The sequence below is a fragment of the Planktothrix pseudagardhii genome, from assembly GCF_904830925.1.
In the GTDB taxonomy this organism is placed as follows: domain Bacteria; phylum Cyanobacteriota; class Cyanobacteriia; order Cyanobacteriales; family Microcoleaceae; genus Planktothrix; species Planktothrix tepida.
The window spans coordinates 4,363,857-4,387,705 of sequence record NZ_LR882967.1 but is presented as its reverse complement, the minus strand read 5'-3'; the positions used below and the strand labels follow the sequence as shown (position 1 = coordinate 4,387,705).

27 protein-coding genes are annotated in these 23,849 nt (G+C 42.2%); 6 read left to right on the top strand and 21 right to left on the bottom strand.

Going from position 1 to position 23,849, the window contains the following annotated elements:
- Positions 1–88 precede the first annotated feature (88 nt).
- Together NMK36_RS18765 and NMK36_RS18760 are read left to right on the top strand one after the other, a co-directional pair.
- Entirely contained in the window at positions 89–700 is a 612-nt protein-coding gene (locus tag NMK36_RS18765; protein ID WP_072719749.1) for a hypothetical protein, read from the top strand.
- Positions 701–743: 43 nt separating this feature from the next.
- Positions 744–1,265, top strand: coding sequence for a YbjN domain-containing protein (locus NMK36_RS18760; protein WP_254174374.1), 522 nt, complete (start codon positions 744–746; stop codon positions 1,263–1,265).
- A gap of 98 nt (positions 1,266–1,363) precedes the next feature.
- Here NMK36_RS18760 and NMK36_RS18755 read toward each other — a convergent pair whose 3' ends face one another.
- The gene (locus NMK36_RS18755; protein ID WP_254174373.1) at positions 1,364–3,745 is read right to left on the bottom strand and encodes a putative PEP-binding protein; all 2,382 of its coding nucleotides are present in this window, start codon (positions 3,743–3,745) and stop codon (positions 1,364–1,366) included.
- Between the two features lie 113 nt (positions 3,746–3,858).
- Here NMK36_RS18755 and NMK36_RS18750 point away from each other — a divergent pair, with 113 nt between their 5' ends.
- The gene (locus NMK36_RS18750) at positions 3,859–4,539 is read left to right on the top strand and encodes a ComF family protein (protein WP_072719748.1); all 681 of its coding nucleotides are present in this window, start codon (positions 3,859–3,861) and stop codon (positions 4,537–4,539) included.
- 198 nt (positions 4,540–4,737) lie between these two features.
- Positions 4,738–5,445, top strand: coding sequence for a calcium-binding protein (locus NMK36_RS18745; RefSeq protein WP_072719747.1), 708 nt, complete (start codon positions 4,738–4,740; stop codon positions 5,443–5,445).
- A gap of 120 nt (positions 5,446–5,565) precedes the next feature.
- Here the strand turns inward: NMK36_RS18745 and ptsG are convergent, their stop codons facing one another.
- Together ptsG and ptsP are read right to left on the bottom strand one after the other, a co-directional pair.
- Positions 5,566–7,410 carry a glucose-specific PTS transporter subunit IIBC gene (gene ptsG, locus NMK36_RS18740; protein ID WP_072719746.1) on the bottom strand — a complete coding sequence of 615 codons (1,845 nt, stop codon included), beginning with the start codon at positions 7,408–7,410 and terminating at the stop codon, positions 5,566–5,568.
- Between the two features lie 126 nt (positions 7,411–7,536).
- Complete coding sequence (gene ptsP, locus NMK36_RS18735) at positions 7,537–10,080, bottom strand: phosphoenolpyruvate--protein phosphotransferase (RefSeq protein ID WP_254174372.1); 2,544 nt, start codon at positions 10,078–10,080, stop codon at positions 7,537–7,539.
- A 238-nt stretch (positions 10,081–10,318) separates the two neighbouring features.
- Here ptsP and NMK36_RS18730 point away from each other — a divergent pair, with 238 nt between their 5' ends.
- The gene (locus NMK36_RS18730; protein ID WP_254174371.1) at positions 10,319–10,654 is read left to right on the top strand and encodes a hypothetical protein; all 336 of its coding nucleotides are present in this window, start codon (positions 10,319–10,321) and stop codon (positions 10,652–10,654) included.
- On the top strand, positions 10,655–10,924 hold the full coding sequence (locus NMK36_RS18725) for a hypothetical protein (protein ID WP_254174370.1): 270 nt from the start codon (positions 10,655–10,657) through the stop codon (positions 10,922–10,924).
- Between the two features lie 53 nt (positions 10,925–10,977).
- Here NMK36_RS18725 and NMK36_RS18720 read toward each other — a convergent pair whose 3' ends face one another.
- From NMK36_RS18720 to secY, 18 genes are all read right to left on the bottom strand, one after another.
- Positions 10,978–11,397 (bottom strand): type II toxin-antitoxin system VapC family toxin, encoded by a 420-nt coding sequence (locus tag NMK36_RS18720; protein WP_254174369.1) that lies wholly within the window; start codon positions 11,395–11,397, stop codon positions 10,978–10,980.
- Positions 11,394–11,675: a type II toxin-antitoxin system Phd/YefM family antitoxin gene (locus NMK36_RS18715; protein ID WP_072719741.1), complete on the bottom strand. Its 282-nt coding sequence runs from the start codon at positions 11,673–11,675 to the stop codon at positions 11,394–11,396. The genes NMK36_RS18720 and NMK36_RS18715 overlap by 4 nt, the downstream gene beginning before the upstream one ends.
- 49 nt (positions 11,676–11,724) lie before the next feature.
- A complete protein-coding gene (locus tag NMK36_RS18710; protein WP_254174368.1) occupies positions 11,725–12,369 on the bottom strand; it encodes a Uma2 family endonuclease in 645 nt (214 codons plus the stop codon).
- Positions 12,370–12,415: 46 nt separating this feature from the next.
- On the bottom strand, positions 12,416–14,116 hold the full coding sequence (locus NMK36_RS18705) for an ABC-F family ATP-binding cassette domain-containing protein (protein ID WP_254174367.1): 1,701 nt from the start codon (positions 14,114–14,116) through the stop codon (positions 12,416–12,418).
- A gap of 89 nt (positions 14,117–14,205) precedes the next feature.
- Positions 14,206–14,622 carry a response regulator gene (locus tag NMK36_RS18700; RefSeq protein WP_072719738.1) on the bottom strand — a complete coding sequence of 139 codons (417 nt, stop codon included), beginning with the start codon at positions 14,620–14,622 and terminating at the stop codon, positions 14,206–14,208.
- 262 nt (positions 14,623–14,884) lie between these two features.
- The gene (gene prfA, locus NMK36_RS18695; protein WP_072719737.1) at positions 14,885–15,994 is read right to left on the bottom strand and encodes a peptide chain release factor 1; all 1,110 of its coding nucleotides are present in this window, start codon (positions 15,992–15,994) and stop codon (positions 14,885–14,887) included.
- Between the two features lie 193 nt (positions 15,995–16,187).
- Positions 16,188–16,415 carry a 50S ribosomal protein L31 gene (rpmE, locus tag NMK36_RS18690; protein WP_072719736.1) on the bottom strand — a complete coding sequence of 76 codons (228 nt, stop codon included), beginning with the start codon at positions 16,413–16,415 and terminating at the stop codon, positions 16,188–16,190.
- An 87-nt stretch (positions 16,416–16,502) separates the two neighbouring features.
- On the bottom strand, positions 16,503–16,913 hold the full coding sequence (gene rpsI, locus NMK36_RS18685; RefSeq protein ID WP_072719735.1) for a 30S ribosomal protein S9: 411 nt from the start codon (positions 16,911–16,913) through the stop codon (positions 16,503–16,505).
- Positions 16,913–17,371, bottom strand: a complete 459-nt coding sequence (gene rplM / locus NMK36_RS18680; RefSeq protein WP_072719734.1) for a 50S ribosomal protein L13 — start codon at positions 17,369–17,371, stop codon at positions 16,913–16,915. The genes rpsI and rplM overlap by 1 nt, the downstream gene beginning before the upstream one ends.
- Positions 17,372–17,467: 96 nt before the next feature.
- Positions 17,468–18,274, bottom strand: coding sequence for a tRNA pseudouridine(38-40) synthase TruA (gene truA, locus NMK36_RS18675; protein WP_072719733.1), 807 nt, complete (start codon positions 18,272–18,274; stop codon positions 17,468–17,470).
- A gap of 85 nt (positions 18,275–18,359) precedes the next feature.
- Complete coding sequence (rplQ, locus tag NMK36_RS18670; RefSeq protein ID WP_254174366.1) at positions 18,360–18,710, bottom strand: 50S ribosomal protein L17; 351 nt, start codon at positions 18,708–18,710, stop codon at positions 18,360–18,362.
- 151 nt (positions 18,711–18,861) lie between these two features.
- On the bottom strand, positions 18,862–19,821 hold the full coding sequence (locus tag NMK36_RS18665) for a DNA-directed RNA polymerase subunit alpha (RefSeq protein WP_186440374.1): 960 nt from the start codon (positions 19,819–19,821) through the stop codon (positions 18,862–18,864).
- Between the two features lie 136 nt (positions 19,822–19,957).
- Entirely contained in the window at positions 19,958–20,350 is a 393-nt protein-coding gene (rpsK, locus tag NMK36_RS18660; RefSeq protein WP_072719730.1) for a 30S ribosomal protein S11, read from the bottom strand.
- 92 nt (positions 20,351–20,442) lie between these two features.
- Positions 20,443–20,823 (bottom strand): 30S ribosomal protein S13, encoded by a 381-nt coding sequence (gene rpsM, locus NMK36_RS18655; protein ID WP_072719729.1) that lies wholly within the window; start codon positions 20,821–20,823, stop codon positions 20,443–20,445.
- Between the two features lie 315 nt (positions 20,824–21,138).
- Entirely contained in the window at positions 21,139–21,252 is a 114-nt protein-coding gene (gene rpmJ / locus NMK36_RS18650) for a 50S ribosomal protein L36 (RefSeq protein ID WP_071782548.1), read from the bottom strand.
- A 104-nt stretch (positions 21,253–21,356) separates the two neighbouring features.
- Positions 21,357–21,581, bottom strand: coding sequence for a translation initiation factor IF-1 (gene infA, locus NMK36_RS18645; RefSeq protein WP_008191178.1), 225 nt, complete (start codon positions 21,579–21,581; stop codon positions 21,357–21,359).
- A 313-nt stretch (positions 21,582–21,894) separates the two neighbouring features.
- On the bottom strand, positions 21,895–22,467 hold the full coding sequence (locus NMK36_RS18640) for an adenylate kinase (protein WP_139295069.1): 573 nt from the start codon (positions 22,465–22,467) through the stop codon (positions 21,895–21,897).
- Positions 22,464–23,768 (bottom strand): preprotein translocase subunit SecY, encoded by a 1,305-nt coding sequence (gene secY / locus NMK36_RS18635; protein WP_072719727.1) that lies wholly within the window; start codon positions 23,766–23,768, stop codon positions 22,464–22,466. Before secY ends, NMK36_RS18640 begins: the two co-directional genes overlap by 4 nt.
- Positions 23,769–23,849 lie beyond the last annotated feature (81 nt).

The following is a 23,849-nucleotide window of genomic DNA, read 5'->3' as shown; positions in this document are numbered from 1 at the left end:
AGAAGTAAGCTGAAAGCAACATCAACTGCTGCTGACAGCGTTAGTTCTCATGGTTTACATTGAGTCTTGATCCAGTCAATCCTAATTTATGTATTCAAAACTTGTGCGTCTGAATATTCCCAGTGGTTGGGCAATCACTCATAATACTTTTGGGGATGAAGATCCATTCATTCAAGATGGCCGTATTGTCAATGAGCAGTTTTATAATGAAAACCTGTTGATGATTCAACCCATTAAGTTTAATGGAACAGACTGGATTATTAATCAAACGGGCGATCGCTTAAAATTGGGCTGGTATCCCCACGCTAACCCGCAAGGAGCTTATCGGTTAGAATTATTAGCTGGAAATCCAGAGCAAGAAGGCTTAGAATTTCAGGCTAAAGAACGGGAAAAAATTCGTCAAGTCATTGAACAGTGTTTTCAGTTAATCACTCAGGGAGTTGATTTACAGGAAATTAAATGGGTGATTGAACGCCGGGATCAAACCTTTGAAAAGAATCCTCATTTACCCTTAGTCATTAGAAAAAAACTTCAAGATTATTATCGATATCGAAATCGATTTTATTATGGTCAGCTTTACTCTCTTTATTCCCCGATTTATTATGAATTAACTAATATTGCTTACCGCAGTGCCAAAGATAATAAAATTGCGTATAATATTCCAACGCAAGAAAACCGAACAATAGAGCGTAATTGTTGAAGTTAGTATTCATAGAATTTTGTAAAGATTAGGAAAATTAAGGATGTTTACTGTGTCAGAACAAAACCCTGAAGTACAAAACCCGGAATTAATGTCTCAAGAATACCCCAGTGATCGGGCTGTATTTGATGTTCTCATTGATTTTATGAACCTAGATGGTTGGGTTTATAGAGAAATTGAACATCGGCGAGTCTTGGCATTGGGAGTGGAAGGTAAAAATGGACGATTTGATTGTTATACAGTTGTCCGGGAAGCAGAACGACAAATTGCCGTTTATTCTATTTGTCCGGTGAAAGTTCCTGATTATAAACGTTATAATATGGCGGCGTTTATTACGATGCTTAATTATGGCACAGTAGTTGGAAACTTTGAGATGAATTTCCACGATGGTGAAGTTCGCTATAAAACCAGTTTAGATGCGGAAGATGCCGCACTCACTCCGGCATTTATTAAACATTTAATTTATACCAGCATCACAACAATGGATGACTATTTACCGGGGATTTTATCTGTGATTTACGGTAATATTTCACCTGAAGAAGCCTTTCAACGGACTCAATATTAAGAGGGAACAGCTTAACTGGGAACAGGGAACAGGGAACAGAAAAAATTGAAGGGGTTTTAGGATGTAGAATTGCCTCCTTTTTTTCCCTGTTCCTGGTTCTAAATTTGTTGACGTGCAGCTTTAAGCAGGATGCGTTTTTCGGATTTGGTAATCGCGGTATGGGTGGATTCAACGACATCTAAATTAACAGAAATCGATGTAATTCCCCAACGCACTAAATCTTCAATTAATTCAGGATATAAGGCGGGTGCATCGCCACAAATTGAACAAGGAATTTTGGCTTTTCTCGCCTTTTTAATGAACTGTTTTATCGCTTTTTTTAACGCAGGATGGCGTTCATATTCAATCTGATTGTCAGGAGAACTGTGGATTTGATTGCGATCAATTCCGAATAATAATTGCGTGAGATCATTCGTTCCAATAGAAATACCTTGCACTCCTGCTTTGACATAATCGGGTAATGAAAATAACAGCGATGGCACTTCTGCCATAATCCAAACTTGAAACTGAGGATAATGACTTAATCCTGAACTTTCAATGCGATAACGATAGATTAAAAACTCTTCAACGCAACGAATAAACGGTAAAATTAGATAAATGTTTTGATAACCGGATTCATATAATTGTAATAAAATTTTGAGTTCTAAATCGAATAAAGCGAGACGTTCTAGCGATGGGGAGTTTGAAACCGGAAAATTACCTTCCTCTTTTCCTGATTCGCGTAAATCTAACGCTCGATAATAGAGAGGTCGAGAAGATAAAATAATTGCCAGTTGATTCAGGGGCTCTACCATTCGTTGAATAAATGCGGGTTGGTGTTCTGGTTCAATCCAACGACTATAATTATAGAATTTGCTTCGGATTCCCTCAGAAACAGGGGAATGTTGAGGAAATTCTAAGACTTCAATCGCCATTAATTCTGAACGCAGTAAACCCACTCCATCAATGGGTAAAGAGTGGAGTCGATGTATAGAACTCGATTGACTAATATTGACCATCAACGGGGTCGCGTTCGGTATGAAGTGGGTTTCAAAGAAGTGTTGTTGCTGAAGACTTTGTTCTGATAACCCTTCATTCACCGAATGATCTTGTTCCATAAAATAAACTTCTCCGCGCTTGCCATCTACAAACACGGACTCACCTGTTTTAATTTGTACTGTTGCATTCACAATACCACAGACCGCAGGGATTCCCAGTTCTCGCGCCACAATTGCACCATGACTGGTCATTCCCCCTTGTTCAGCCACAATTCCCACACATTGCCTTAATAACGGTAAATAATCCCAAGTAATCGTAGGAACCACTAACACCGTATTATCGGGTAATTGGGAGGGAATAGAGTCTGGGGTAGTCAGGATGTAAGCAGTTCCGTTACATTGTCCAGAAGCGACCGCCAGTCCTTGAAAACGGGGTTGACGTTCAGAGGTAGACTCAGAATTCAACGGATGAGATAAAAGACGGATTTCAGGAGATCCAACCCCAGCGAGATATAATTGGGGTTCTGGGTTCTGGGACGATTGAAATAAACCCCAATGGAATTGGGTGATCACAGGTAAATCGTTGATAACCTGTTGAGTTCTTTCAATTAACTGTTGGAGTTGTTTCGGTGTCAGGGAAAATTCCGGTTGTTGTTCAGAAACTAAGGTGGCGTAAATCGGAAGTTGAGTAACTCCTGTTCCAAATTGCTTTTGAGGAATGGGATATTGGGTCGGTTGCTGCGGAGAAGATTTTAAATCATAGACAATTGTTTTAGAGCCTAAATGTTGATATTCAATCCTTGCGGTTTGGGGTTCAATTCTATAAAGATCAGGATAGTTCTCTCCCCAGAGTAGGGAGAATTCTAAACCCCAAGTTGAGTGAATTTCCCAAGCATCAGGCTGAATCTGAACCAATCCAGACGCGATTGCAGACTGAAGGGGTTGAACTAATACCGTAGGCTGTAAATCTTGTAATCGCAGACCACATCGTTGCCAATATAATAAACTTCTAGCCCGAAAAAATTCACAGTATGCTTGTTTAAGTCCTAATAAGGCGGCTTCAGCATCTCCCCAACAAATTACCGATTCTAATAGTCCTGATATGGGGGATTGATGGGGAATACTCAGGCTTGGATAAAATATCAATGCAGGTGTATTTAATGGGTTAATATAAGCTTGAATTTGTTGAACCCAAGATTCCGGTAAAGGGGTATCGATGAGTTGTTGACAAAGGTGTTGAGCGATCGCTTGTAATTGACGAGGTTGATTAACATCAAAATAAAGGGATGATTGGGGTAAATCCACAAACAAAGGTTCTAACCAGTCAATCGTTTGTAGAAATTCCCAGAATAATTGAGCCGTCACAACGAAACCCGGTAATATCGGATGACCTTGACGGAGTAAATGACTTAAATAGAACGCTTGCTCCCCGACAACTTCTCGATCAGAAGGTTGAATTTCGTCAAGCCAATAAAAATTATCCACGCCTTCAGCTAAGTTCACTAATTACTAATTGTGATATATGACAAACTGATTTTGGGGGTTAGCTGGGGGTCGGGTATTATAGCGCGTAGTGCTAGGGAACAGAAAACAGTCAACAGCAAACAGTCAACAGAATGATGAAAGCACTTTTAAACTTATTTCTTAAACCCAATTGTCCATTGTGTAACCGACCTGCTAATACAGAACTCTGTGATTATTGTCAACGACAGTTACTTCGCTGTCGATTTCCCCAAGGGACTAAATTTGCTACAGAAATACCGCTTTGTGTCTGGGGACAATATAAAGACGTTCTCAAGCGAGCGATCGCAGCCTTGAAGTATAATCATCATACAGAATTAGCTAAACCTTTAGGCTATGGATTAGCAGAAACTTGGTTATCGACTCCGAGGGAAATGTCGTCTGTTACAGTTGTACCGATTCCTTTACACGTCGCTAAATTAAAAAAACGGGGATTTAATCAAGCAGAACTCTTAGCGAAAAGTTTTTGTGAAATCACAGGTTTATCTCTAGTGGCTCACGGTTTAGAACGAATTAAAGAAACAGAAGCATTACATGAATTATCACCCGAACAACGGTTTAAAAAAATGCAAAGTGTCTTTAATTTAGGTCAAGATTTCCGTCGTCGCCGTCCCCCAGGTTCAGTCTTAATTTTAGATGATATTTATACCACAGGTGCAACCGTAAAAGCAGCCATTGATCAATTCCAACACGCTAAAATTCCGGTGGCGGGTGTTGTTGCGATCGCCACAACTCAAAAATCAGTAATCAGTAAATCAAAGAAATCCCGTGAATGAAGCAAAATAAAGATTTCCATTAGTTGACAACAAACAACAACTGCTTTATAACTAATGACTGATTACTTATACAGACGCGCCAAAAGCCTACGGCAATAGCCTTACGGCATGAACCAGCTTCGCCCAGGCACGTCTCTACACTGATAACTGATAACTGATAACTGATAACTGATAACTGATAACTGATAACTGATTAAAATGACTTTAATTTTAGGAACTACGTTAGCTGATAATCTCGCTGGATTTGTCGAAAACGATGAAATCTATGGTTTAGAAGGAGATGATACTCTACAAGGTCTTGCGGGTGATGATACGATTAATGGCAATCCGGGAAAAGACTTGATTTATGGCAACCCCGGAAATGATTTACTCTTTGGAGGAAAAGGAGACGATATTCTGATTGAAGAATCAGGCACTAATCAACTCTTTGGGAATTTAGGTTCAGACTACTTAGTTGGGGGAGTTAATAATGACTCTTTGTTTGGGGGGAAAGACCAAGATTTACTGGCAGGTGGAGGGGGGAATGATTATGTTTCTGGTGATGTTGGGGATGATTATGTAGCGGGTGTGGATGTTAATACTGCCAGTCCGGGATCGGGTGAAATTGATACCTTAGTGGGTGGAGCCGGATTTGATGCGTTTTATTTGGGAAGTTCTGATTCTACCAGTTATTATTCAACTGGAGGTTTAACGGATTTTGCGTTTATTACTGATTTTAAGGTTGGTGAAGATTACTTTGCTTATAAAACTGGGGATGTAATTACATTCAATGATTTAACATTATCAGGTTATGGAACAGGAGCCGGTATTTATGTTAACAAATCCGGTCAACAGGAATTAATTGCATTTTTACCGGGAGTACAAGCCAATCAACTTAATCTTAACCTGGATTTTACACCGATTTAAAGATTAGGAGTAGGGGTAATTCATGAATTACCCCTACATATTGAATTCCGCCTATATCAGTAAACAGTTATCAGTGATCAGTAATTCGTAATTCCCTGCTCCCTGTTCCCTATTAACTAATTACTGATTACTAATTTGGGCTGCATATTGTTGGGCTCCTAAACCGACTAATAAATGCAAGATCCCATCCGGTAAACGTAAAATTCCTTCTACACCTGCCGCTGTTAATGCCGCTTCATCAATTAGGGTATTATCAATCACTTGGACTCGTAATCGAGTTAAAGCAACTGCCTCAACCGTTTGAATATTCTGTTTTCCTCCGAGAGCAATAATGATATTTTGAATCCGATTTTTTGCCTCTACATCTAGGGTAATTGTAGGTGAAATTTCCTCATTTTGTATGGAATCAGCAGAAGCTGTTGCAGAGGGTGAACTTTCCACAATATCTGCTTCTGGGCCAGCCGTTTTGAGATATTCAATCATATCGGTTTTTAAGTTTTCTGAACGAGGGCCAAATATAGCTTGGGCGTTATTTCCAATTTCTAACACTCCCGATGCGCCTAACGCTTTCAGTCGGTCTTTATTGACCTTTTTCATATCCTTAACCGTGATGCGTAACCGAGTAATACAAGCATCTAATGTTGTAATATTACTGCGTCCTCCAAAAGCTCGTACCAGTTCCATTGCTAGACTACCTACTCCGGTTCCTAGGGCAATATTTTCTACTATTTCTACATCATCTTCTCGACCTGGGGTAGGTAAATTGAACTGTCGGATTCCAAAGTAAAACACACAGAAATATAAAGCGGCAAAAAATGGCCCTAAAGCGGGAATTAACCAAGCTTTTGTTCCTAAACTATTGAATAGGAAAAAGTCAATAAATCCCTGGGAAAAGGTAAATCCCATACGCCCACCGAGGGTAATAAATAACCAATCACAAAACCCTGCCATTAACGCATGAACTCCATATAAAGCTGGGGCGACAAACATAAATGAAAATTCAATCGGTTCGGTAATTCCGGTTAGAAAAGAGGTAAAAGCTGCGGAGATCATAATCCCTCCCGTTACCACCCGATTTTTGGGTTTTGCAGCCCGCCAAATGGCAATGGCAGCAGCAGGTAAACCGAACATTTTAAACCAATAAGCACCCCCTAGAATTCCGGCTGTTGGGTCACCTGCAAAGAAGCGATTAATATCTCCGGTAACGACTCGGTTTGTAATCGGATCAGTAAAGGAACCAATTTGAAAGAAGAACGGAACATTCCAAATATGATGTAATCCAAAGGGCAATAATAAGCGTTCTACAACCCCATAAATTGCGGCGGTAATACTAACATTATTTCCCGATGCAGCCGCATTTGCAGCCGCAGAAATCGCGTCTCCAATGGGGGGCCAGATCACGCTCATTAAAATTCCCATTGCGATCGCTGCAAAGGACGTAATAATGGGAACAAATCGTTTTCCGGCAAAAAATCCTAAATATTGTGGGAGTTGAATTCGGAAAAATCGGTTAAATAAATAAGCTGCAACACAGCCCATAATTAAACCCCCAAATACCCCCGTATCTAACGAAGAAATCCCCATGACTTTGACTAAATCGTCGGGATTCATGCCAAATAAAGTGGTAGAAGCTGCCCCCAATGAAGCCACAAAAACAACGAATCCAACGGTCGCAGCTAAGGCAGAAACCCCATCATTTTCAGCAAATCCAATAGCAACGGAAATCGCAAAAATAATCGGTAAATTGCCAAAAATAGCATCCCCGGAATTCTTCATAATGGTGGCTAACCAATCAGGTAACCACCAAAATTTAGGGGAGGTAATCGTTCCCGATGCCAAGTTTTGCAATTCAATTAAACGAGCACTCCCCAATCCCAATAATAAACCAGCAATGGGTAACACAGAAACGGGAAGCATTAAAGACTTTCCCATTTTTTGTAATAAAGCAAAAGCGTTTTTTAGCATTGTTTTTCTTAAGTAGTGAGCCCTTCAGGGCTCTATCAAATGTAGTGAGTCCTTCAGGACTCTATCAGATTTGTTACTGATAACTGATAACTGCTACAGACGCGCCATGGCACGTCTCTACACTGATTAAAGCACCCGAACATCTGCTCCTGTTTCTGCGTTTAATGCTTTTTGGGCTAATTCTTGACATTGAACTAAACTTAATTCTCGGATTTGTGCCTTAATACTAGGAATATTGGGAACACTGACACTTAATTCCTTAACGCCTAAACCAATTAATAATGGAATTGCTTGCGGATCACTGGCTATGCCACCACAAACACCTACCCATTTTCCCTGTTTAGTTGCTCCTTTTACGGTTAAATCAATTAATCTTAAAATAGCGGGATTTAAGCCATCAACATAAGGAGCAAGTTTTGGATGTCCTCGATCCATTGCTAAAGTATATTGGGTTAAATCATTGGTTCCAATGGAGAAGAAATCAACTTCTTGGGCAAACTGTTCAGCCATCATTGCTGCGGCTGGAATTTCTACCATAATTCCCACAGAAACCGCCAGAGCATTTAACTTTTCTCGTTCTTCTTCTAACATGGCTTTTGCCATTTTTATTTCTTCTAATCTCGCAATCATGGGAAACATAATTTTCAGATTTCCCGAAGACGCTGATCTCAGAATGGCTCTTAACTGGGTTCTTAAAATTTCAGGACGATCAAACCCAACTCGAATGCCTCTTTCTCCTAAAAATGGGTTTTCTTCATGGGGAATGGGTAAATAAGGTAAAGGTTTATCTCCCCCAACATCTAACGTCCGAATAATTAACGGTCTTTCCTTTCCTAAAACTTCAGCAATACTGCTATAAATCTCGGTTTGTTCGTCTTCTGTGGGAGCCGATGAGCGATCCATAAAAATAAATTCGGTTCGCAATAAACCCACCCCTTCTCCGCCTAATTGAACGGCAGTTTCTGCATCTAGTTGGTTGCCAATATTTGCCACAATTTCCATTCGATACCCATCCGTTGTGATGGCGGGTTTCATCGCATTAGCTACATCCTGTTCTCGCTTTTTAGCAATTTCAATTTGTAAGGTTTTCACCTCTTCCATTTCTGCGGAAGTTGGGTTTAGCTGCAACGTTCCTTTATTGCCATCTAAAATCACCCAAGTTCCATCAGGTAAATCTAACACTTGGGGTTCCGTTCCTGCGATCGCTGGAATTCCCATTGAACGAGCTAAAATCGCAACGTGAGAAGTCGCTCCCCCCGCAACAGTACAAAATCCAATCACTTTAGATCGATCTAACGTTGCCATATCTGAAGGTGTTAAATCTTCAGCAATCAAGATAGTATTATCGGGATAAATAGGCCCGGTTGAATTGACTCCTGTAAGAATTCTGAGTACCCGTTGTCCCACATCTCGGACATCATTTGCCCGTTGAGATAACAATTCATTTTGTAATTTTGCTAATTGTTCTGCACTATTGGTAAAGGTTTGTTTCCAGGCAAAAGCGGCACTTTTTCCCTTATCAATGGTACTGGTTGCAATATCAATTAATTCGGGATCTTCTAATAATTCTTGATGAGCGGCAAAAATCGCCGATTTACTCGGATCACCTTGTCCATGTACATTAGCGCGTAACGCTTCTACCTCTAATTGGGCTTGTTTAATGGCGGCTTCTAGTTTACGCCGTTCTGAATTGGGGTTTTCGCCCCGTTCTTTCACCTCAATCTCCTGTTCCCGAACTCGGAACGTCTGACCGACAGCTACCCCGGAGGATGCTGCTACCCCTAAAATTAGATTGGGATCATCAGAACGGCGACGGGGAGGCGGTGCTGAGATGTCCCCTTGAGCAACACTCGCAGGTGCAGCAATGGGGACTGTTCCTTCTTCTCCTAAACCGGAACGGATGGCATCGCAGAGTTCGGCGATCGCTTCTGCTGCATCTAGCCCTTGGGCGACTAAAACCACCCGATCTCCGTGATTAACTTCTAACCCCATTAACCCAACAACGCTGCGAATATTGGCGTCTTGATCGCCCCGTTGTAACCGAATTTTCGATTGATATTTTTTGGCTAAATTGGCTAAGACAGCCGAAGGTCTAGCGTGTAATCCTGTGGGATTAGGAATAATAATTTCATCGGAAGTAATGGTCTGATTAGAAGTAGGAGTCTGCTTTTTAACGGTTGTGGACAAAATGAGTTTTAAAATCACCGTTTCGCCAGCAATAACAGTGCCAGAATTCGCCTGAAAATTTGCCACTTCCTCACTATTTGTAATTACAATTTGAGTGAGCAAACTTTTAGCATGAAGGGCAACATAATCAATATCAAATTCAATTAAGGGATCACCGGTTTGAATGCGATCGCCCATTTTTACTTTAGGCTTAAACCCCTCACCCCGCAATGTTACGGTATCTAAACCAATGTGCATCAAGACTTCTAACCCCTCGGCTGTTTTGAGAGTGACAGCATGATGGGAGGGATGGAGTTGTATAACTTCCCCATCACAAGGAGCAATTAAAACTTGACTCACCGGGTCAATTGAAATCCCATCCCCAACCATTTTTTGAGCAAATACCGGGTCAGGAACTTGTTCAAGGGGGAGAATATATCCCGATAAAGGTGCTTTTAAGACAACGCCAGTCCCTTGAGAAACTGGTGTTACAGTATTAATCATTATTAAGCTCTGTTTCAATTTTAGTTTTTTAATCAGGGTCGGTTGTTCAACCCTGGATATTGTTTAAGATACAGTGACCTTTTCTGTGTTGTTCAAAAATTCTTATTTTTTTTTAATTTGCAACAATTCTTAATATAAGCAAGATCAATTTTAAGCCCAAACAAAAGGGTTATGCAAATTTATGTTTCAATGAGGGTATAATACAAAAAAGTTGTCTTTTTAGTTTCCCCAATCCCAAATGAGTGACATCAAAAGAATAGACACAAACGCTTATGTGACAGTACAAGGGCAATATGCTGTAGTCAATGAAGGTTCTGGGTATGCGATCATCAATACTCAAACAAAACAGGTAATTGCCCGCAATATCTCATCTTTCCTGGATTGTGTAAAAACGCTAGAGTATATCTTGAGTAATGCTGAATCTAAAAATTCTGATCCAATTCAAACCTCTGCTTCTATTTCTGAACCAGATACTCCTCCTAAATCAGTTCAGGAAAAAATTAATTATGAAACTAAAAAACTAGATGAATTAGATTTTGCTCTTGTCAGAAGTATAGCCTCTTATTTTGAATAAATGAATGGTAAGATTCGCCACTACCATCGAGATCATCATGCCTCAAAAGAAGAAGCAGATGTAATCGGGAATTATTATCTAAAGACTGCTAGTATTGTTAGGGGTGTTAAAACTCAAAAAGATTTGGTAGAACTGATAGAATATATAGAAAACCTTAAGGAAAAGGTTAGCATATACCAGCATAAAAGCGATAAATATCGTTGGTCTACAGGTTTAGAAAAAGACGTTCTAGCTAAATTAAGGAAAATAAGGGATACACTCAAGAATTAATTGAAAGATGAGCAGAAATCAACTGATTAGCGAAAATTTGATTTTTTTGTGAGTCAGACCACAAACCAGTTCTCTACTCTTAAGTTTTGAAAATTAGCATAGTCTGAAACGTTATTAGTGATCAGGGTAAGATTATTAACCTGTGCAGTTGCGGCGATTTGTCCATCTGCATAAGCAGGAGGTTTACCGTTTGCTGTCAGTCTCGCTCTTTCTAAAGCAAACCACTCAGCCGCTGCGACATTATATGAAAGAATTGGAATATTCGGCTCGATTATTTCGTGAAGATACTGTTCAATTCTCTCTCTTCTTTTAGAAATAGGTAAACGATAGCAACCGAAAACTAATTCGTGCCAAGTAACGGTAGCAATAGAAACTTCCTCCTGATATTGTTGCAACCTGGAGATGATAACTGGATTGGGTTTCAGTTTTAAGGGTTCAGATATAATGTTAGTATCAAGTAAGAAGCGGTTCACAGGTTCACCTCACGTCCAGGGGACTTGTCGCGGACATTTTTCCACACTTCATCGGGGTCAATTTCGATGCCTTCTTCGATCATTTCTTGGCGAAATTGTTGAAGAGATTCCCAGAAACCAGGAGCTTTATTGACTAATCGTTCATATTCTGTTGTGGAAAGAATAACGGCAATTTGTTGACCTTGGCGTGTAATTTCAATGGGTTCACCTTGTTCGACTTCCTGAATAATTTTATTCAGGTTAACAGGTATTTGTTCAATTGAATATTGCTGAGACATTACGTTTCACCTCCATATTAGTTTTGACCTCACCCCAACCCATTGCCTTTTAGGAGAGGCGGCTAGGGGGAGAAGTTCTAAGGTCGCGTAACATTTTGCTTGTTCCTAAATCAATTGCTTTTGGTACCAGTTGGGGAATAATTTCTGTTAGGGATAACTCAGGAAAAATCCGACTATTAACCGTTTCAGTATAGCTTTGATCACAAAGCAAATAAATTTTTAACTGTTGATTTTCATAAATCCAAACTTCAGGAACTCCGATAGCTTCGTAGGCTTCTAATGTTGTTTTAGAAGTAACATCTGCTTCTATTGCTAAGTCTGGCGGTGGATATTGTTTTAAATCTAAATGAGTACAACCTTGCACCCGTTGAGCATTTTCAATATAAAAGCAAGTATCCGGTTCTATTCCAGCCAGGGGTGGACGTTTGAGCGTCGTTGAACCAAAATCCTCCCAATCTCGTCCTTGAATATCAAGAATTGTTGTTAGAATATAACCGATAATCCGGTGGGGACGATCAGGTCGTGCCAAAGGAGACATAATTTCTAAGGTTCCTCGGTAGTAAGCAACACGACTACTGCGTTTTTCTCCCAAATCGATCAAAATTTGTTCAAAATCTTGCCAAGATAGGTTAGAAATAGTAATCTGGCTACCCGGAGTGAGTTTAATCGCTTGAATTGGAAAAGTTACACTCATGTTTTTGTCCCCATTCCTGCATTGTTTCTTCAATTTTGGAGAGTCATCATTTCCCTTTAGCCTTAGCTTTTTTCTTTGCATCTTTCGCTGCTTTTTTAGTGGCTTTCTCCGCTTCCAATTTAGCTAAACGGGCTTGTTCTTTTTCTTCTTCCAGTTTATCGAGATAATAATGATAATCCCCTAAATAAACCCGAAACTCTCCATCTCGAATCTCAACAATTTTATTAGCAACACGAGAAATAAAATAACGGTCATGGGAAACAATTAAAACCGTACCCTCATAATGTTGTAAAGCTTCCTCCAACATTTCCTTCGCCGGAATATCTAAATGGTTTGTGGGTTCATCTAAAATTAAGCAATTCACCGGTTGCAGTAATAATTTCGCTAAAGCTAAACGCGCTTTTTCCCCTCCACTTAACGCCCCAACTTGTTTAAAAACCGTATCTCCGCTAAATAAAAACCGTCCTAATAAAGTCCGAACTTCTTCATTTTTCCACTCAGGAACTTCATCATGAATGGTTTCCATAACCGTTTTTTCTAAATCCAAAGCTTCCGCTTGATTCTGTTCAAAATAGCCCGGAATAACATTATGTTCCCCTAAACTAACAGTGCCTTCTGTGGGTGCTTCTAACCCCATAATTAAACGCAGTAAGGTCGATTTTCCACACCCATTCGGCCCTAAAAAGGCAATGCGATCGCCCCGTTCAACTAATAATTCTGTCCCTAAAAATAAGATTTTTTCATCATAAAAATGAGTTAAATCTTTAATATTTACCACTTCTCGACCACTTCTCACCGCCGACGGAAACCGGAATTTTAAGGTGGGGGAATAGGACGTAGGAGCTTCAATTCGTTCTATTTTATCCAGTTGTTTTTCACGGCTTTTTGCTTGGGTACTGCGGGTGGCACTAGCTCGAAATCGTTCAATAAAAGCCTGTTGTTTTTCTAACTCTTTTTGCTGCCGTTCATAGGCACTTAATTGAGCTAATTCCGCTTCTTCTTTTTGTTGTAAATAAGCTGAATAATTCCCTAAATAGGTTTTAGAAACTCCCTGTTCTGTTTCCACAATTTGAGTACAAAGACGATCTAAAAATTCTCGGTCATGGGAAACAATTACCATCGGCGTTGTTAAGCCTTTGAGATAGGTTTCTAACCATTCAATTGTTTCTAAATCTAAATGGTTGGTCGGTTCATCTAATAATAATAAATCCGGTTCTTGAAGTAAAATTTTTCCTAAACTCATTCGCATTTGCCAACCGCCACTAAAGGCACTAACTAAGCGATCGCCATCTTCTGAATCAAACCCCATTTCCGGTAATATTTTCTCAATTTGAGACTCCAATGTATACCCGCCAATGGCTTCCAATTCTCGATGTAAACGATCTAATTTTTTAATTAATCGATCTAACTCCTCTGGAGTTGCTGTTTGCATTTCATGTTGTACCTGTGTCAAAGATTCATGAATCTGATTTGCAGCTTCAAAAACTGTCCAAAACTCTTCCCGAACCGTATGAGTGGGATTAACTTCAAATTCTTGGGTTAAATAGGCAATTTTTAAACTTGCTGGACGAATAATTTCCCCAGAAGTCGGTTCCATTTCCCCCGCAATAATTTTTAATTGAGTTGATTTTCCCGCCCCATTCACCCCAACTAAACCCACGCGATCGCCCGGTTTTACTTCCCAATTAATATCTTTAAGAACTAAACCTGTAGAATAAATTTTACTGATATGTTCAAGTCGTAACATTTTAATTTCCTTGAGTATAATTGTTATTTTATTAAAGCCAAACTTTAAATTAAAAAATAATCTATTTATTTTCTATCTAGTTTAACCCTTTAAGTTTTATTATCATCTCTCTCCTTGCTGGCTTTATAAGTTTCTACTGCCTTTTGAATAATGGCTTTAAATGCTTCAGGCTCCCAGGGCTTTGTAATACATTTAAAAATCAAAGTTGATGTTATCGTTTCCGAATCCAACTCTAAAGCATCTTCAGAATAACCCGTTAGTAGAACCCTAATTGTATCAGGGAAACGGTCAGTGACCAGGGTAAAAAACTGGATTCCCGTCATTTCAGGCATACTTTGATCAGAAATAATCACCGCCATTTCTCCTTCTGTATCGAGAATATTCATAGCACTAGAAGGACTATCGGCTCTAAATACCTGAAATTCCCGCCTAAATGTTCGATAGAGCAGATCGAGATTATCTCGCTCATCATCAACCACCATGAGTTTCAGTTTGCTTTGCGGCATATCTTGATCTCTAGGAAACTAAAAATAAAATTAGATAAAATTTGGAGTTTAGGATAACCATTAATTGTAACTTCAATTCTATCTTAAAGCGCGCAAGAGGACTGCATTTACCCCCAAAAATAGGTTCTAGGGAGAAAATATTGAATATGAGTGGTGCTTAATGTCAAAAAAAGGCGAGACTCCGATGAGTTCTCGCACTTGCTGCAATTAGGACTGACTCTGGGAGAACATGATCTCAACAGTAAAGCCAAAACCCCTTGAATTACACTGAAACGGGATTAGATGTGGAGTTTGCTAATTCAGCTAACCGTTCCTCTTGATCTTTAGCAATACAGGCACCCAGTACATTTTCTAAATTTCCCTCCAAAATTGTAGCCAGAGGAAAATTTTCACCTAAGCGATGATCAGTCACGCGATTGTCTTTATAGTTATAAGTACGGATTTTCTCAGAACGTGACCCCGTTCCTACCTGGGAACGACGCATCGACGTTACAGCCTCCTGTTGTTCCCGCAGTTTTGCTTCGTACAACTTCGCGCGTAAAATTTGCATCGCCCGTTCCCGGTTTTGTAATTGACTGCGCTCTTCGGTACAGAAAATCCGAATTCCCGTGGGTTTATGGAACAGGTCAACCGCCGTTTCCACCTTGTTCACGTTTTGACCCCCCGCACCCCCGGAACGAGCCGTTGTCATCTCAATATCCTTGGGATCAATTTCGACGTCCACTTCATCCACTTCTGGCATCACCGCCACCGTCGCAGTAGAAGTATGAACCCGACCACCAGCTTCCGTTACCGGAACACGCTGAACCCGGTGAACGCCTGCTTCAAACTTGAGTTTGCTATAAACGCTATCCCCTTGGATTTCTAAAATCGCTTCCTTAAAGCCACCCATATCCGCCAGAGATTCGCTCACCATACTCACCCGCCAGCGTTGGCTTTCCGCATATCGGGTATACATTCGCACTAAATCCCCAGCCCAAATACTGGCTTCTTCTCCTCCGGTTCCAGCCCGAATTTCCAACATGATGTTTTTCTCATCATTGGGGTCACGGGGTAGTAACAGGATTTTGAGTAGAATTTCCAGTTGGTTAATTTGGGTTTCCAACTCTGCCACTTCCAGAGAAGCCATTTCCCGCATTTCCGGGTCTTCTCCAGCTTCCTTCATAACTTGACGAGCGCCCAGGAGTTGTTCTTGAGCGGTTTTCCAATCTTGATACGCGACCACAATTTCTTCCATTGAGGAGCGAGCTTTAGCAACCCGTTGAAATTCATCCGGGTCGGTGGCAATATCAGGATCAGCTAAACGCAGGGTCAACTCATTGAAAGTTTGTTCAATGGATTTAAGTTTATCAACAAGATAAGCATCAGCCATAAGGTTGTCCTTTGTCAGTTGTCAGTTGTCAGTTGTCAGTTGTCAGAGGCATTGAACCTCTCAATCAAATCAAAGGCTGGGGGAGGGCTGAGTCCAACTTGAAATCAGCACCGAATGCCCTGCCAAAACGGAAAAAGTCAGTTGTCAGTAGAGAAAACTACAGACAACAGACGACAGACAAACGACAACCTCGCTATTTTTGGGCTTGCTTATCATCCATCATGCCGTACTTCCGAAGGAAGCGCTCAACACGTCCTTCCGTATCTAAGAGTTTCTGAGTTCCAGTGTAGAAAGGATGATTTCCTGACCACACATCAACATAAAGCCGAGGCTGAGTAGAACCAACGGTTGTGACTAATTCACCGTTGCAATAAACTTCAGCCTCTGGATACCATTCGGGATGAATACCAGGTTTAGGCATGGCGAGTAATGTTCTAAATTTACAAAGTGTTCAATTACAATTTTAACGGGGATTCTGTTCCCCAAGGGGCGTAAACCTTGTCTCGGTTTACCGTTTGGAGTATTGAGGAGCTTTACGCGCTTTGCGTAAACCATATTTTTTCCGCTCTGTAGCACGGGGGTCACGAGTTAAGTAACCCTCGGTTTTAAGCGGTTTGCGGTTATCCGGGCTAAGTTCACATAAGGCACGGGCTACCCCTAAACGGATAGACTCGGCTTGGCCGGTTAAACCCCCACCCTTGACACTGACCAAAATATCATATTCATTTTCCAGTCCCAGGGTGTCCAGGGGAGCTTTAGCCGCAGACAGATAGCCCATGTTGTATTGCAAATACAAATCGCCCTCTTTACCATTAATCGTCAATTTGCCTGTGCCAGGAACCAGACGAACTCTTGCCACAGAACATTTACGACGGCCCGTTCCCCAATAAACAGCACGGCCAGTATCGGTTGCTTGCATTAATTACCTCCTGTTGGAATTGTATTAATTGTTAAAGTTTCGGGTTTTTGAGCTTGATGAGGATGATCCGGCCCTGCATATACTTTTAGTTTAGTAAACAGGTTCCGCCCCAAGGTATTTTTGGGTAACATCCCTTTAACGGCTTTCTCAATAATTCGTTCGGGTATCCGGGCTTGCAATTTATCAAAGGTTTCGGTTTTCATGCCCCCCGGTCTACCGGAGTGACGGCGATACAGTTTTTGAGTCCGTTTTTTACCCGTCACTTGAACTTTTTCCGCATTTACAATAATCACAAAGTCACCCGTATCTAAGTGAGGGGTGTAAATGGGTTTATTTTTTCCCCGAATAATGCGGGCGACTTCGCTGGCTAAACGACCTAAACGTTGGTCAGCCGCATCAATGACATACCATTTCGGTTCTAGGGATGTTTCTGAAGGAAGGAAGGTTTTTGTGGTCATTCTTGATTGTCCTTAAGTTTAAGAATAAATCGGTTGTGTGGAACAGGCATCTTGCCCGTTAACTGGGGTGTCAGGTCTCTGTTGGAACATCAACCATCAACCCACAACAAATTTAGGAAAAGTATCAAACCAAATAGCCTGATCAAAGGGAAACTCTGGATAACCAACTCGCAATAAACAAAGCCCTTGGGCTGGGGCTGCATATTTAACGACTTCTCGGCGTTCTTGAACCCAGATGTCTCGAAACTCCTCTAAGGAGCGTTCCCCGTTTCCAACCTGTACCAGCAACCCGACTAACAGCCGCATCATTCCATATAAAAATCCACTGGCTTGCACTTCAATATGGATGAAGGGTTCTTGGCGTTGACAACTGACAAATTGTATGTCTACCCAAGCATGGGGGCGGGATGTGCCACTCCGTTGAAAAGCCGATAAATGGTGATATCCCAGTAATTGCTCTAAGGCGGATTGGATTAACTGTTCATCCAAAGGATGATGGTAGTAATGCCAAGTGAAAGGACGGACAAATAAGTTGGGTCGAGGATCTGTATAGAGGGTGTACCGATATCGACGCCATTTGGCGGAAAAGCGAGCGTGCCAAGCGGAGGGAACAGAAGCTGATGACCGAATCAACACATCCTCAGATAAGCGATTGTTGAGAATGGTCGCCCAACGATAAGCTGGGATATGGCTGGGTGCATCAAAGTGCGCCACTTGGGCTGCCGCATGAACCCCCGTATCCGTGCGACCCGCTGCGTGCAGTGTCACGGGAGTTTGAGTTACCGTCGCAATCGCGGTTTCAATTTCCTGCTGTACTGTCCGTTGATTCGGTTGTCGTTGCCAACCTTGAAAGTGAGTTCCCTGATACTGAATCACTAAGGCAATACGCTGTTGATCCATTATTTGTTATGCAATGGAGGGATTAACCCCAGGCTTAACCGTTGACCATTAACCGCCAACCGCCAATCGTCAACAGCACTCAGGGTTCCTACACCAATTCAATAATTGCCATTTGTGAATTATCTCCCCGACGGCTTACGGTTCTAACAACACGGGTGTAACCCCCATTGCGCGAACCATACCGTTCTTGGGCTCCCTCAAATAAGGCATGAACCAGTTGTTTGTCATAGATATACCCCATGGCTTGGCGACGGGCTCCTAAGGAGCCGTCTTTGGCCAGGGTAATCATTTTTTCTGCTTCTGATTGTACCGCTTTCGCTCTAGCTTTCGTGGTGGTGATTCGACCATGACGAATAAGTTCGGTTGCCAGCGATCGCAACAGTGCTTTACGCTGATCCGCAGGTTTGCCCAATTGGGGAACACGACAACGATGACGCATAATTACCTTAAGGTAGAAAATGATTGAGTGGGTTAAATCAGTTATCAGTTATCAGTTATCAGTTATCAGTGCAAGAGTTTAGGGTTATATTTTCTTTTGGCTGATTACTGATTACTGATTACTGTTTACTGAATTCGGTCAAACTAGCTTCTCAAGGTGATGAAGCCGCCGGTTTAGAGGCTCGCTCTTGAGGTAGCGTAATTCCTAAGCGTTTTTGTAACGCCTCGATGACTTCTTCAGCAGACTTCTGACCGAAGTTTTTAATTTCTAATAGGTCTTCTTGAGTATAATCTCGTAAGTCTGCCACTGAGTTGATTTGAGCGCGTTTGAGGCAGTTGTAAGCCCGAACCGACAACTGAAGTTCTTCAATAGGGATTTGGCTGGTCGGATCGATATCATCATTCTGGTCACTTTTAATCGATTCCAGCGTGATATCTTTCAACGGGGTGAACAAATCCACCAGAATATTGGCGGCTTGGCTCAGGGCTTCTTGGGGTGAGAAACTCCCATTTGTCCAAATTTCCATGATCAGTCGGTCTTTTTCTAAAGACCCCCCGACCCGTGCATCCTCAACGGTGTAATTTACTTTTCGCACAGGCATAAACACGGCATCGATTTGGAGAAAATCCAAAGCCGTTGCCTCATCCCGGCTGCGCTCAACAGCCCGATATCCCGTTCCTTTCTCAACTTGGAATTCCATTTCCAAGGTTGCTCCAGGAGCCAGGGTAGCGATATATTGGTTTTTGTCTACTACCTCAACCTCGGACGGTAAATCAAAATGACCTGCGGTTACCGTCGCTGGGCCTTGGACAAGTAAGCGACCGATTTGTTTTTGATGGGTATAGCTTTTGAGAACAACTTCTTTGAGGTTGAGCAGAATTTCCAAAACATCTTCCCTAACCCCTGTAATCGTTGCGAACTCATGATTAACACCAGCAACCCTGACTGATGTAATCGCTGATCCTTCTAAGTTCGAGAGTAAAACCCGTCTTAGGGCATTACCAACCGTTGTCCCTTGACCCCGTTCTAAAGGTTCCAAGACAAATTTTCCGTACTGACTCCGGTCTGTATCAGTGTTCGATTCAATACACTCAATCTTAAACTGCGCCACCGATGGACCTCCCTTCTCCATTGAACCCCAAAATGAATTGACAGTATAAGGCAAAGAATGAAACTAAGCGTTTTGGTTCATTCTTGCTAGTAGAGACGCGACCCACGTGCACCTGTACAGCTTTGCACAACTGCACTTAAACTCGACGTCGTTTGGGGGGACGGCAACCATTATGGGGAATTGGAGTAATGTCTCGAATCAGGGTAATTTCTAAACCAGCCCCTTGCAACGCGCGAATCGCGGTTTCCCGACCCGCACCCGGGCCACTGACCATGACTTCAATCTGACGCATTCCCTGATCATTGGCTCGGCGTCCCGCGTTTTCTGCTGCGGTTTGTGCAGCGAAAGGAGTCCCCTTTTTAGCCCCTTTAAATCCTGTAGACCCGGCAGAGGCCCAAGAAATGACCTCTCCATTAGGGTCAGTAATCGTTACAATCGTATTGTTAAAGGTGGATTGGATGTAGGCTACCCCATTGGGGACGTTACGTTTTTGCTTTTTAGGCCCTGTTTTTTTCGTTTGTCGCGCCATAGTAATCTCGTTTACGATTTTCTTGTTCTGTGAATTCAGAACGCTGCTGGAGTTTAATCAGCAGTTTCTGTCGTTGGAAACGCCCTGCCTAATTATTTCTTAGCGGCTGCTTTTTTCTTGCCCGCAACGGTACGGCGAACGCCTCGACGGGTTCTAGCATTTGTCCGTGTGCGTTGACCGCGCACAGGCAGACCTAGACGATGACGACGCCCCCGATAGGTACCAATATCCATGAGGCGTTTAATATTCATCGCCTCCATCCGTCGCAGATCCCCTTCCACCTGATACAGTTGAACGGCGGCGCGTAGGGCTGCAACATCAGCATCACTCAAATCTTTAACGCGGATATCAGGATTGACACCCGTGTCTTTGATGATTTGTTGAGACCGTGAAAGTCCAATTCCATAAATGTAAGTCAGACCGATTTCAACACGTTTATCCCGTGGAAGGTCTACTCCGGCTATCCGTGCCACAATGAACGTCTCCCTTTAAAATGTACAATCACAACAATGCCTAAATCATGCAGTAGAATGATAGGCAATTAATTGATCCCCAATCGGCTGAAGGGCTTGAGCCCTGAATGCAAGTTGAAGCTACGGTTTAGATGGATACTGCACACTCTTTCGCGTGGGAAGGAGCATAATTGTAGCTACTCCTTAAAGACTTAACCAGGATCTAGGCGGGTTCAAAGCTAGGCGTGAATCGCAGCAGTTTGAAATCTTGAGTCTGTTTCGTTTTCCTGTGTTCAGGAAGACCCAGAGCCAGTCCTCGCCGAATCACCCAGGGTGTTAGCCTTGGCGTTGCTTATGCTTGGGGTTAGAACAAATCACCATCACTCGTCCTCGACGGCGAATGACGCGACACTTTTCACAAATTTTGCGGACTGATGCTCGAACTTTCATGCCAATTTGGGCGACACTACAACAAATTTATTATTATATCACTGAAAACCTGATTTTTATCTAGTCTAACCCTTACCCCAAAGGCTAAGGGATAAGATTTCAATCTATTTTTTGCGTAGACGATAGGTGATTCTGCCTTTGGTTAGGTCATAGGGGGTTAATTCTACTTTGACGCGATCTCCCGGCAAAATCTTAATGTAATTCCGACGAATTTTGCCCGAAATGTGCGCCAAGACATTAAACCCATTATCCAAGTCTACGCGAAACATAGCATTAGGAAGGGATTCAGTGACTGTCCCTTCCATTTCAATGAGATCTTGTTTAGCCAAGTTATTTTTACCTCAATTCAACAATCTGTCCCCTCGATCAACAGAAGACCGAGATTTGCTCCTCTGACGACGTTTAGAAATTCGAGTTCAAACGCATTTCTTAACAGATTTTATCAAAAAATTGAGCGTAATCTCTGTTTTTTGTCAATCTCTTTCCTTCAATTCCTGGGGAAATCTAGGGTAAACCAACGGCTGAGGGGAGATGTTGACTCGTAAGGTAGGAGGAACTTTAGTCCAAAGAGTTGCTCTTCGATCCATCTGGCTGCTGGAAAACTTCGGGAAAAAGTTTACACTTCAAGAACCCGGAAATCTCCTAAGCAGAAACAATCTGGCTCAAATCCTCAGTCACTTCATCAATAGAACGGTTTCCATCGATGTGATAAAGCTGATCTCGATCCTGATAATAATCAATTAAGGGAGCCGTTTGTTCCCGATACACTTGCAAGCGGTGACGAATGATTTCCTCATGATCATCCTGACGTCCTCGGGCTAACAATCGCTGTACCAGAATATCATCAGGAACATCTAAGTTAATCACTCGAAGCTCTCTGACTAATTCTTTCGGGTGACTGTCAGCCGGGATAATTGTGGTTGCCACGAAGTCCGCTTGAGAAATGTTTCGGGGAAACCCATCTAAGATCCAACCGTTTTGAGCATCAGATTGTTCAAGACGATGGACAACCATATCCAAGATCAAATCATCAGGGACTAATTCCCCTTGATCCATATAATCCTTAGCTTTTTGACCCAGATCAGTTTCTTGACTGACATGAGTGCGTAAAATTTCACCGGTCGAGATATGAGGCACTGTAAACTTGGCAGAAATCTGGCCTGCTTGAGTCCCCTTTCCCGACCCTGGAGGGCCTAGAAAAATCAAGTGCACTATCGTTTCACCATTCCTTCATATCGTTGAGAAATCACGTAGGTTTGTACCTGTTTAGCCGTATCAATGGCTACCCCCACCAAAATCAGCAGAGAGGTGGCGCCAAAGCCCCGGAAAGTAGGAACTCGTGTAGCACTCTCAACGATGGTTGGGATAATGGCAACTAACCCTAAAAAGATAGCTCCCAAAAAGGTCAAGCGATTCAAAACCCGCTCAATATACTCACTGGTAGCGCGACCTGGACGAATACCCGGAACACTAGCTCCCATTTTCTTAAGGTTCTGTGCCATATCTATAGGATTCATAATTAATGAAGCATAGAAATAGCTAAAGAACACAATCAGGAATAAATAGAAAATGGCATAGAGCCAAGGGGAACCACTTGGCGTTAAAGCGGTTGCTATGTTAACCAGAATCGGATTGTTTGTAAATTGAGCCAGGGAAGCCGGTAAGACCAAAACCGCCGAGGCAAAAATAATCGGCATCACCCCGCCTTGATTTAAGCGCAGAGGCAGATAGCTGGTTTTTTCTCGGTATAATTTACGACCGACTTGGCGACGAGCAGAAACGATCGGAATTCGTCGTGTTCCTTCCTGAACAAACACAATCCCCACGATCATCGCTAGAAAAACGATTAACAGCAGAATCACCCGACCCACAATCGCCTGATCTCCGCTTTGAGCTAACTCAAAGGTATTACCGAGGGATGTCGGTAATACGGCCACAATGCCCAGAAAAATCAGTAAAGAAGCACCGTTGCCAATGCCGCGTTCAGTAATTAGTTCCGAGAGCCACATGACAAACATTGATCCGGCTGCCAGGGCAAGAACCACTTGAACTTGGAATAGGATGCCGGGATTATCCGCAAAGGGATTAATCCAAATGGCAATCCCCACACTTTGTAACAGGGCCCACCCTAAAGCGACATAACGAGTAATTTGAGAAATCTTCCGGCGTCCGGCTTCTCCCTCATTTTTTTGTAAATCTTCGAGACTGGGTAAAGCCGCCGTCATCAATTGCATGATGATGGAGGCATTAATATAGGGCAAAATCCCCAGTGCAAAAATTCCCAGAGCCGATAGTCCGCCTCCAGAAAATAAATCAAGGAATCCAATCACCGGACTATTCTGAATTGCCGCAGAAAAACTGGCCCGATCAATTCCGGGAATGGGGATGAATACCCCCACACGCACCAGAATGAGTAAACCAATGGTGACTAAAATCCGACCTCTTAGACCAGCAGCTTGTGCCATCTGCAAGAAGGTTTCCTGTGCAGTTGGCGCTTTGTCTCGACTAACGACCATGAAGGACGACCTCAATCAGTAATCAGTTGTCAGTTATCAGTAATCAGTTGTCAGTTATCAGTAATCAGTTGTCAGAAGTCA

What these genes read in the sequence shown, in the direction of transcription:
- NMK36_RS18765 (WP_072719749.1), top strand. Translation starts at nt 89, where the DNA reads ATGTATTCAAAACTTGTGCGTCTGAATATTCCCAGTGGTTGGGCAATC.
- NMK36_RS18760 (WP_254174374.1), top strand. Translation starts at nt 744, where the DNA reads ATGTTTACTGTGTCAGAACAAAACCCTGAAGTACAAAACCCGGAATTA.
- NMK36_RS18750 (WP_072719748.1), top strand. Translation starts at nt 3,859, where the DNA reads ATGATGAAAGCACTTTTAAACTTATTTCTTAAACCCAATTGTCCATTG.
- NMK36_RS18745 (WP_072719747.1), top strand. Translation starts at nt 4,738, where the DNA reads ATGACTTTAATTTTAGGAACTACGTTAGCTGATAATCTCGCTGGATTT.
- ptsG (WP_072719746.1), bottom strand. Translation starts at nt 7,410, where the DNA reads ATGCTAAAAAACGCTTTTGCTTTATTACAAAAAATGGGAAAGTCTTTA.
- ptsP (WP_254174372.1), bottom strand. Translation starts at nt 10,080, where the DNA reads ATGATTAATACTGTAACACCAGTTTCTCAAGGGACTGGCGTTGTCTTA.
- NMK36_RS18730 (WP_254174371.1), top strand. Translation starts at nt 10,319, where the DNA reads ATGAGTGACATCAAAAGAATAGACACAAACGCTTATGTGACAGTACAA.
- NMK36_RS18725 (WP_254174370.1), top strand. Translation starts at nt 10,655, where the DNA reads ATGAATGGTAAGATTCGCCACTACCATCGAGATCATCATGCCTCAAAA.
- NMK36_RS18715 (WP_072719741.1), bottom strand. Translation starts at nt 11,675, where the DNA reads ATGTCTCAGCAATATTCAATTGAACAAATACCTGTTAACCTGAATAAA.
- NMK36_RS18710 (WP_254174368.1), bottom strand. Translation starts at nt 12,369, where the DNA reads ATGAGTGTAACTTTTCCAATTCAAGCGATTAAACTCACTCCGGGTAGC.
- NMK36_RS18705 (WP_254174367.1), bottom strand. Translation starts at nt 14,116, where the DNA reads ATGTTACGACTTGAACATATCAGTAAAATTTATTCTACAGGTTTAGTT.
- NMK36_RS18700 (WP_072719738.1), bottom strand. Translation starts at nt 14,622, where the DNA reads ATGCCGCAAAGCAAACTGAAACTCATGGTGGTTGATGATGAGCGAGAT.
- prfA (WP_072719737.1), bottom strand. Translation starts at nt 15,994, where the DNA reads ATGGCTGATGCTTATCTTGTTGATAAACTTAAATCCATTGAACAAACT.
- rpmE (WP_072719736.1), bottom strand. Translation starts at nt 16,415, where the DNA reads ATGCCTAAACCTGGTATTCATCCCGAATGGTATCCAGAGGCTGAAGTT.
- rpsI (WP_072719735.1), bottom strand. Translation starts at nt 16,913, where the DNA reads ATGCAAGCAACCGATACTGGCCGTGCTGTTTATTGGGGAACGGGCCGT.
- rplM (WP_072719734.1), bottom strand. Translation starts at nt 17,371, where the DNA reads ATGACCACAAAAACCTTCCTTCCTTCAGAAACATCCCTAGAACCGAAA.
- rplQ (WP_254174366.1), bottom strand. Translation starts at nt 18,710, where the DNA reads ATGCGTCATCGTTGTCGTGTTCCCCAATTGGGCAAACCTGCGGATCAG.
- rpsK (WP_072719730.1), bottom strand. Translation starts at nt 20,350, where the DNA reads ATGGCGCGACAAACGAAAAAAACAGGGCCTAAAAAGCAAAAACGTAAC.
- rpmJ (WP_071782548.1), bottom strand. Translation starts at nt 21,252, where the DNA reads ATGAAAGTTCGAGCATCAGTCCGCAAAATTTGTGAAAAGTGTCGCGTC.
- secY (WP_072719727.1), bottom strand. Translation starts at nt 23,768, where the DNA reads ATGGTCGTTAGTCGAGACAAAGCGCCAACTGCACAGGAAACCTTCTTG.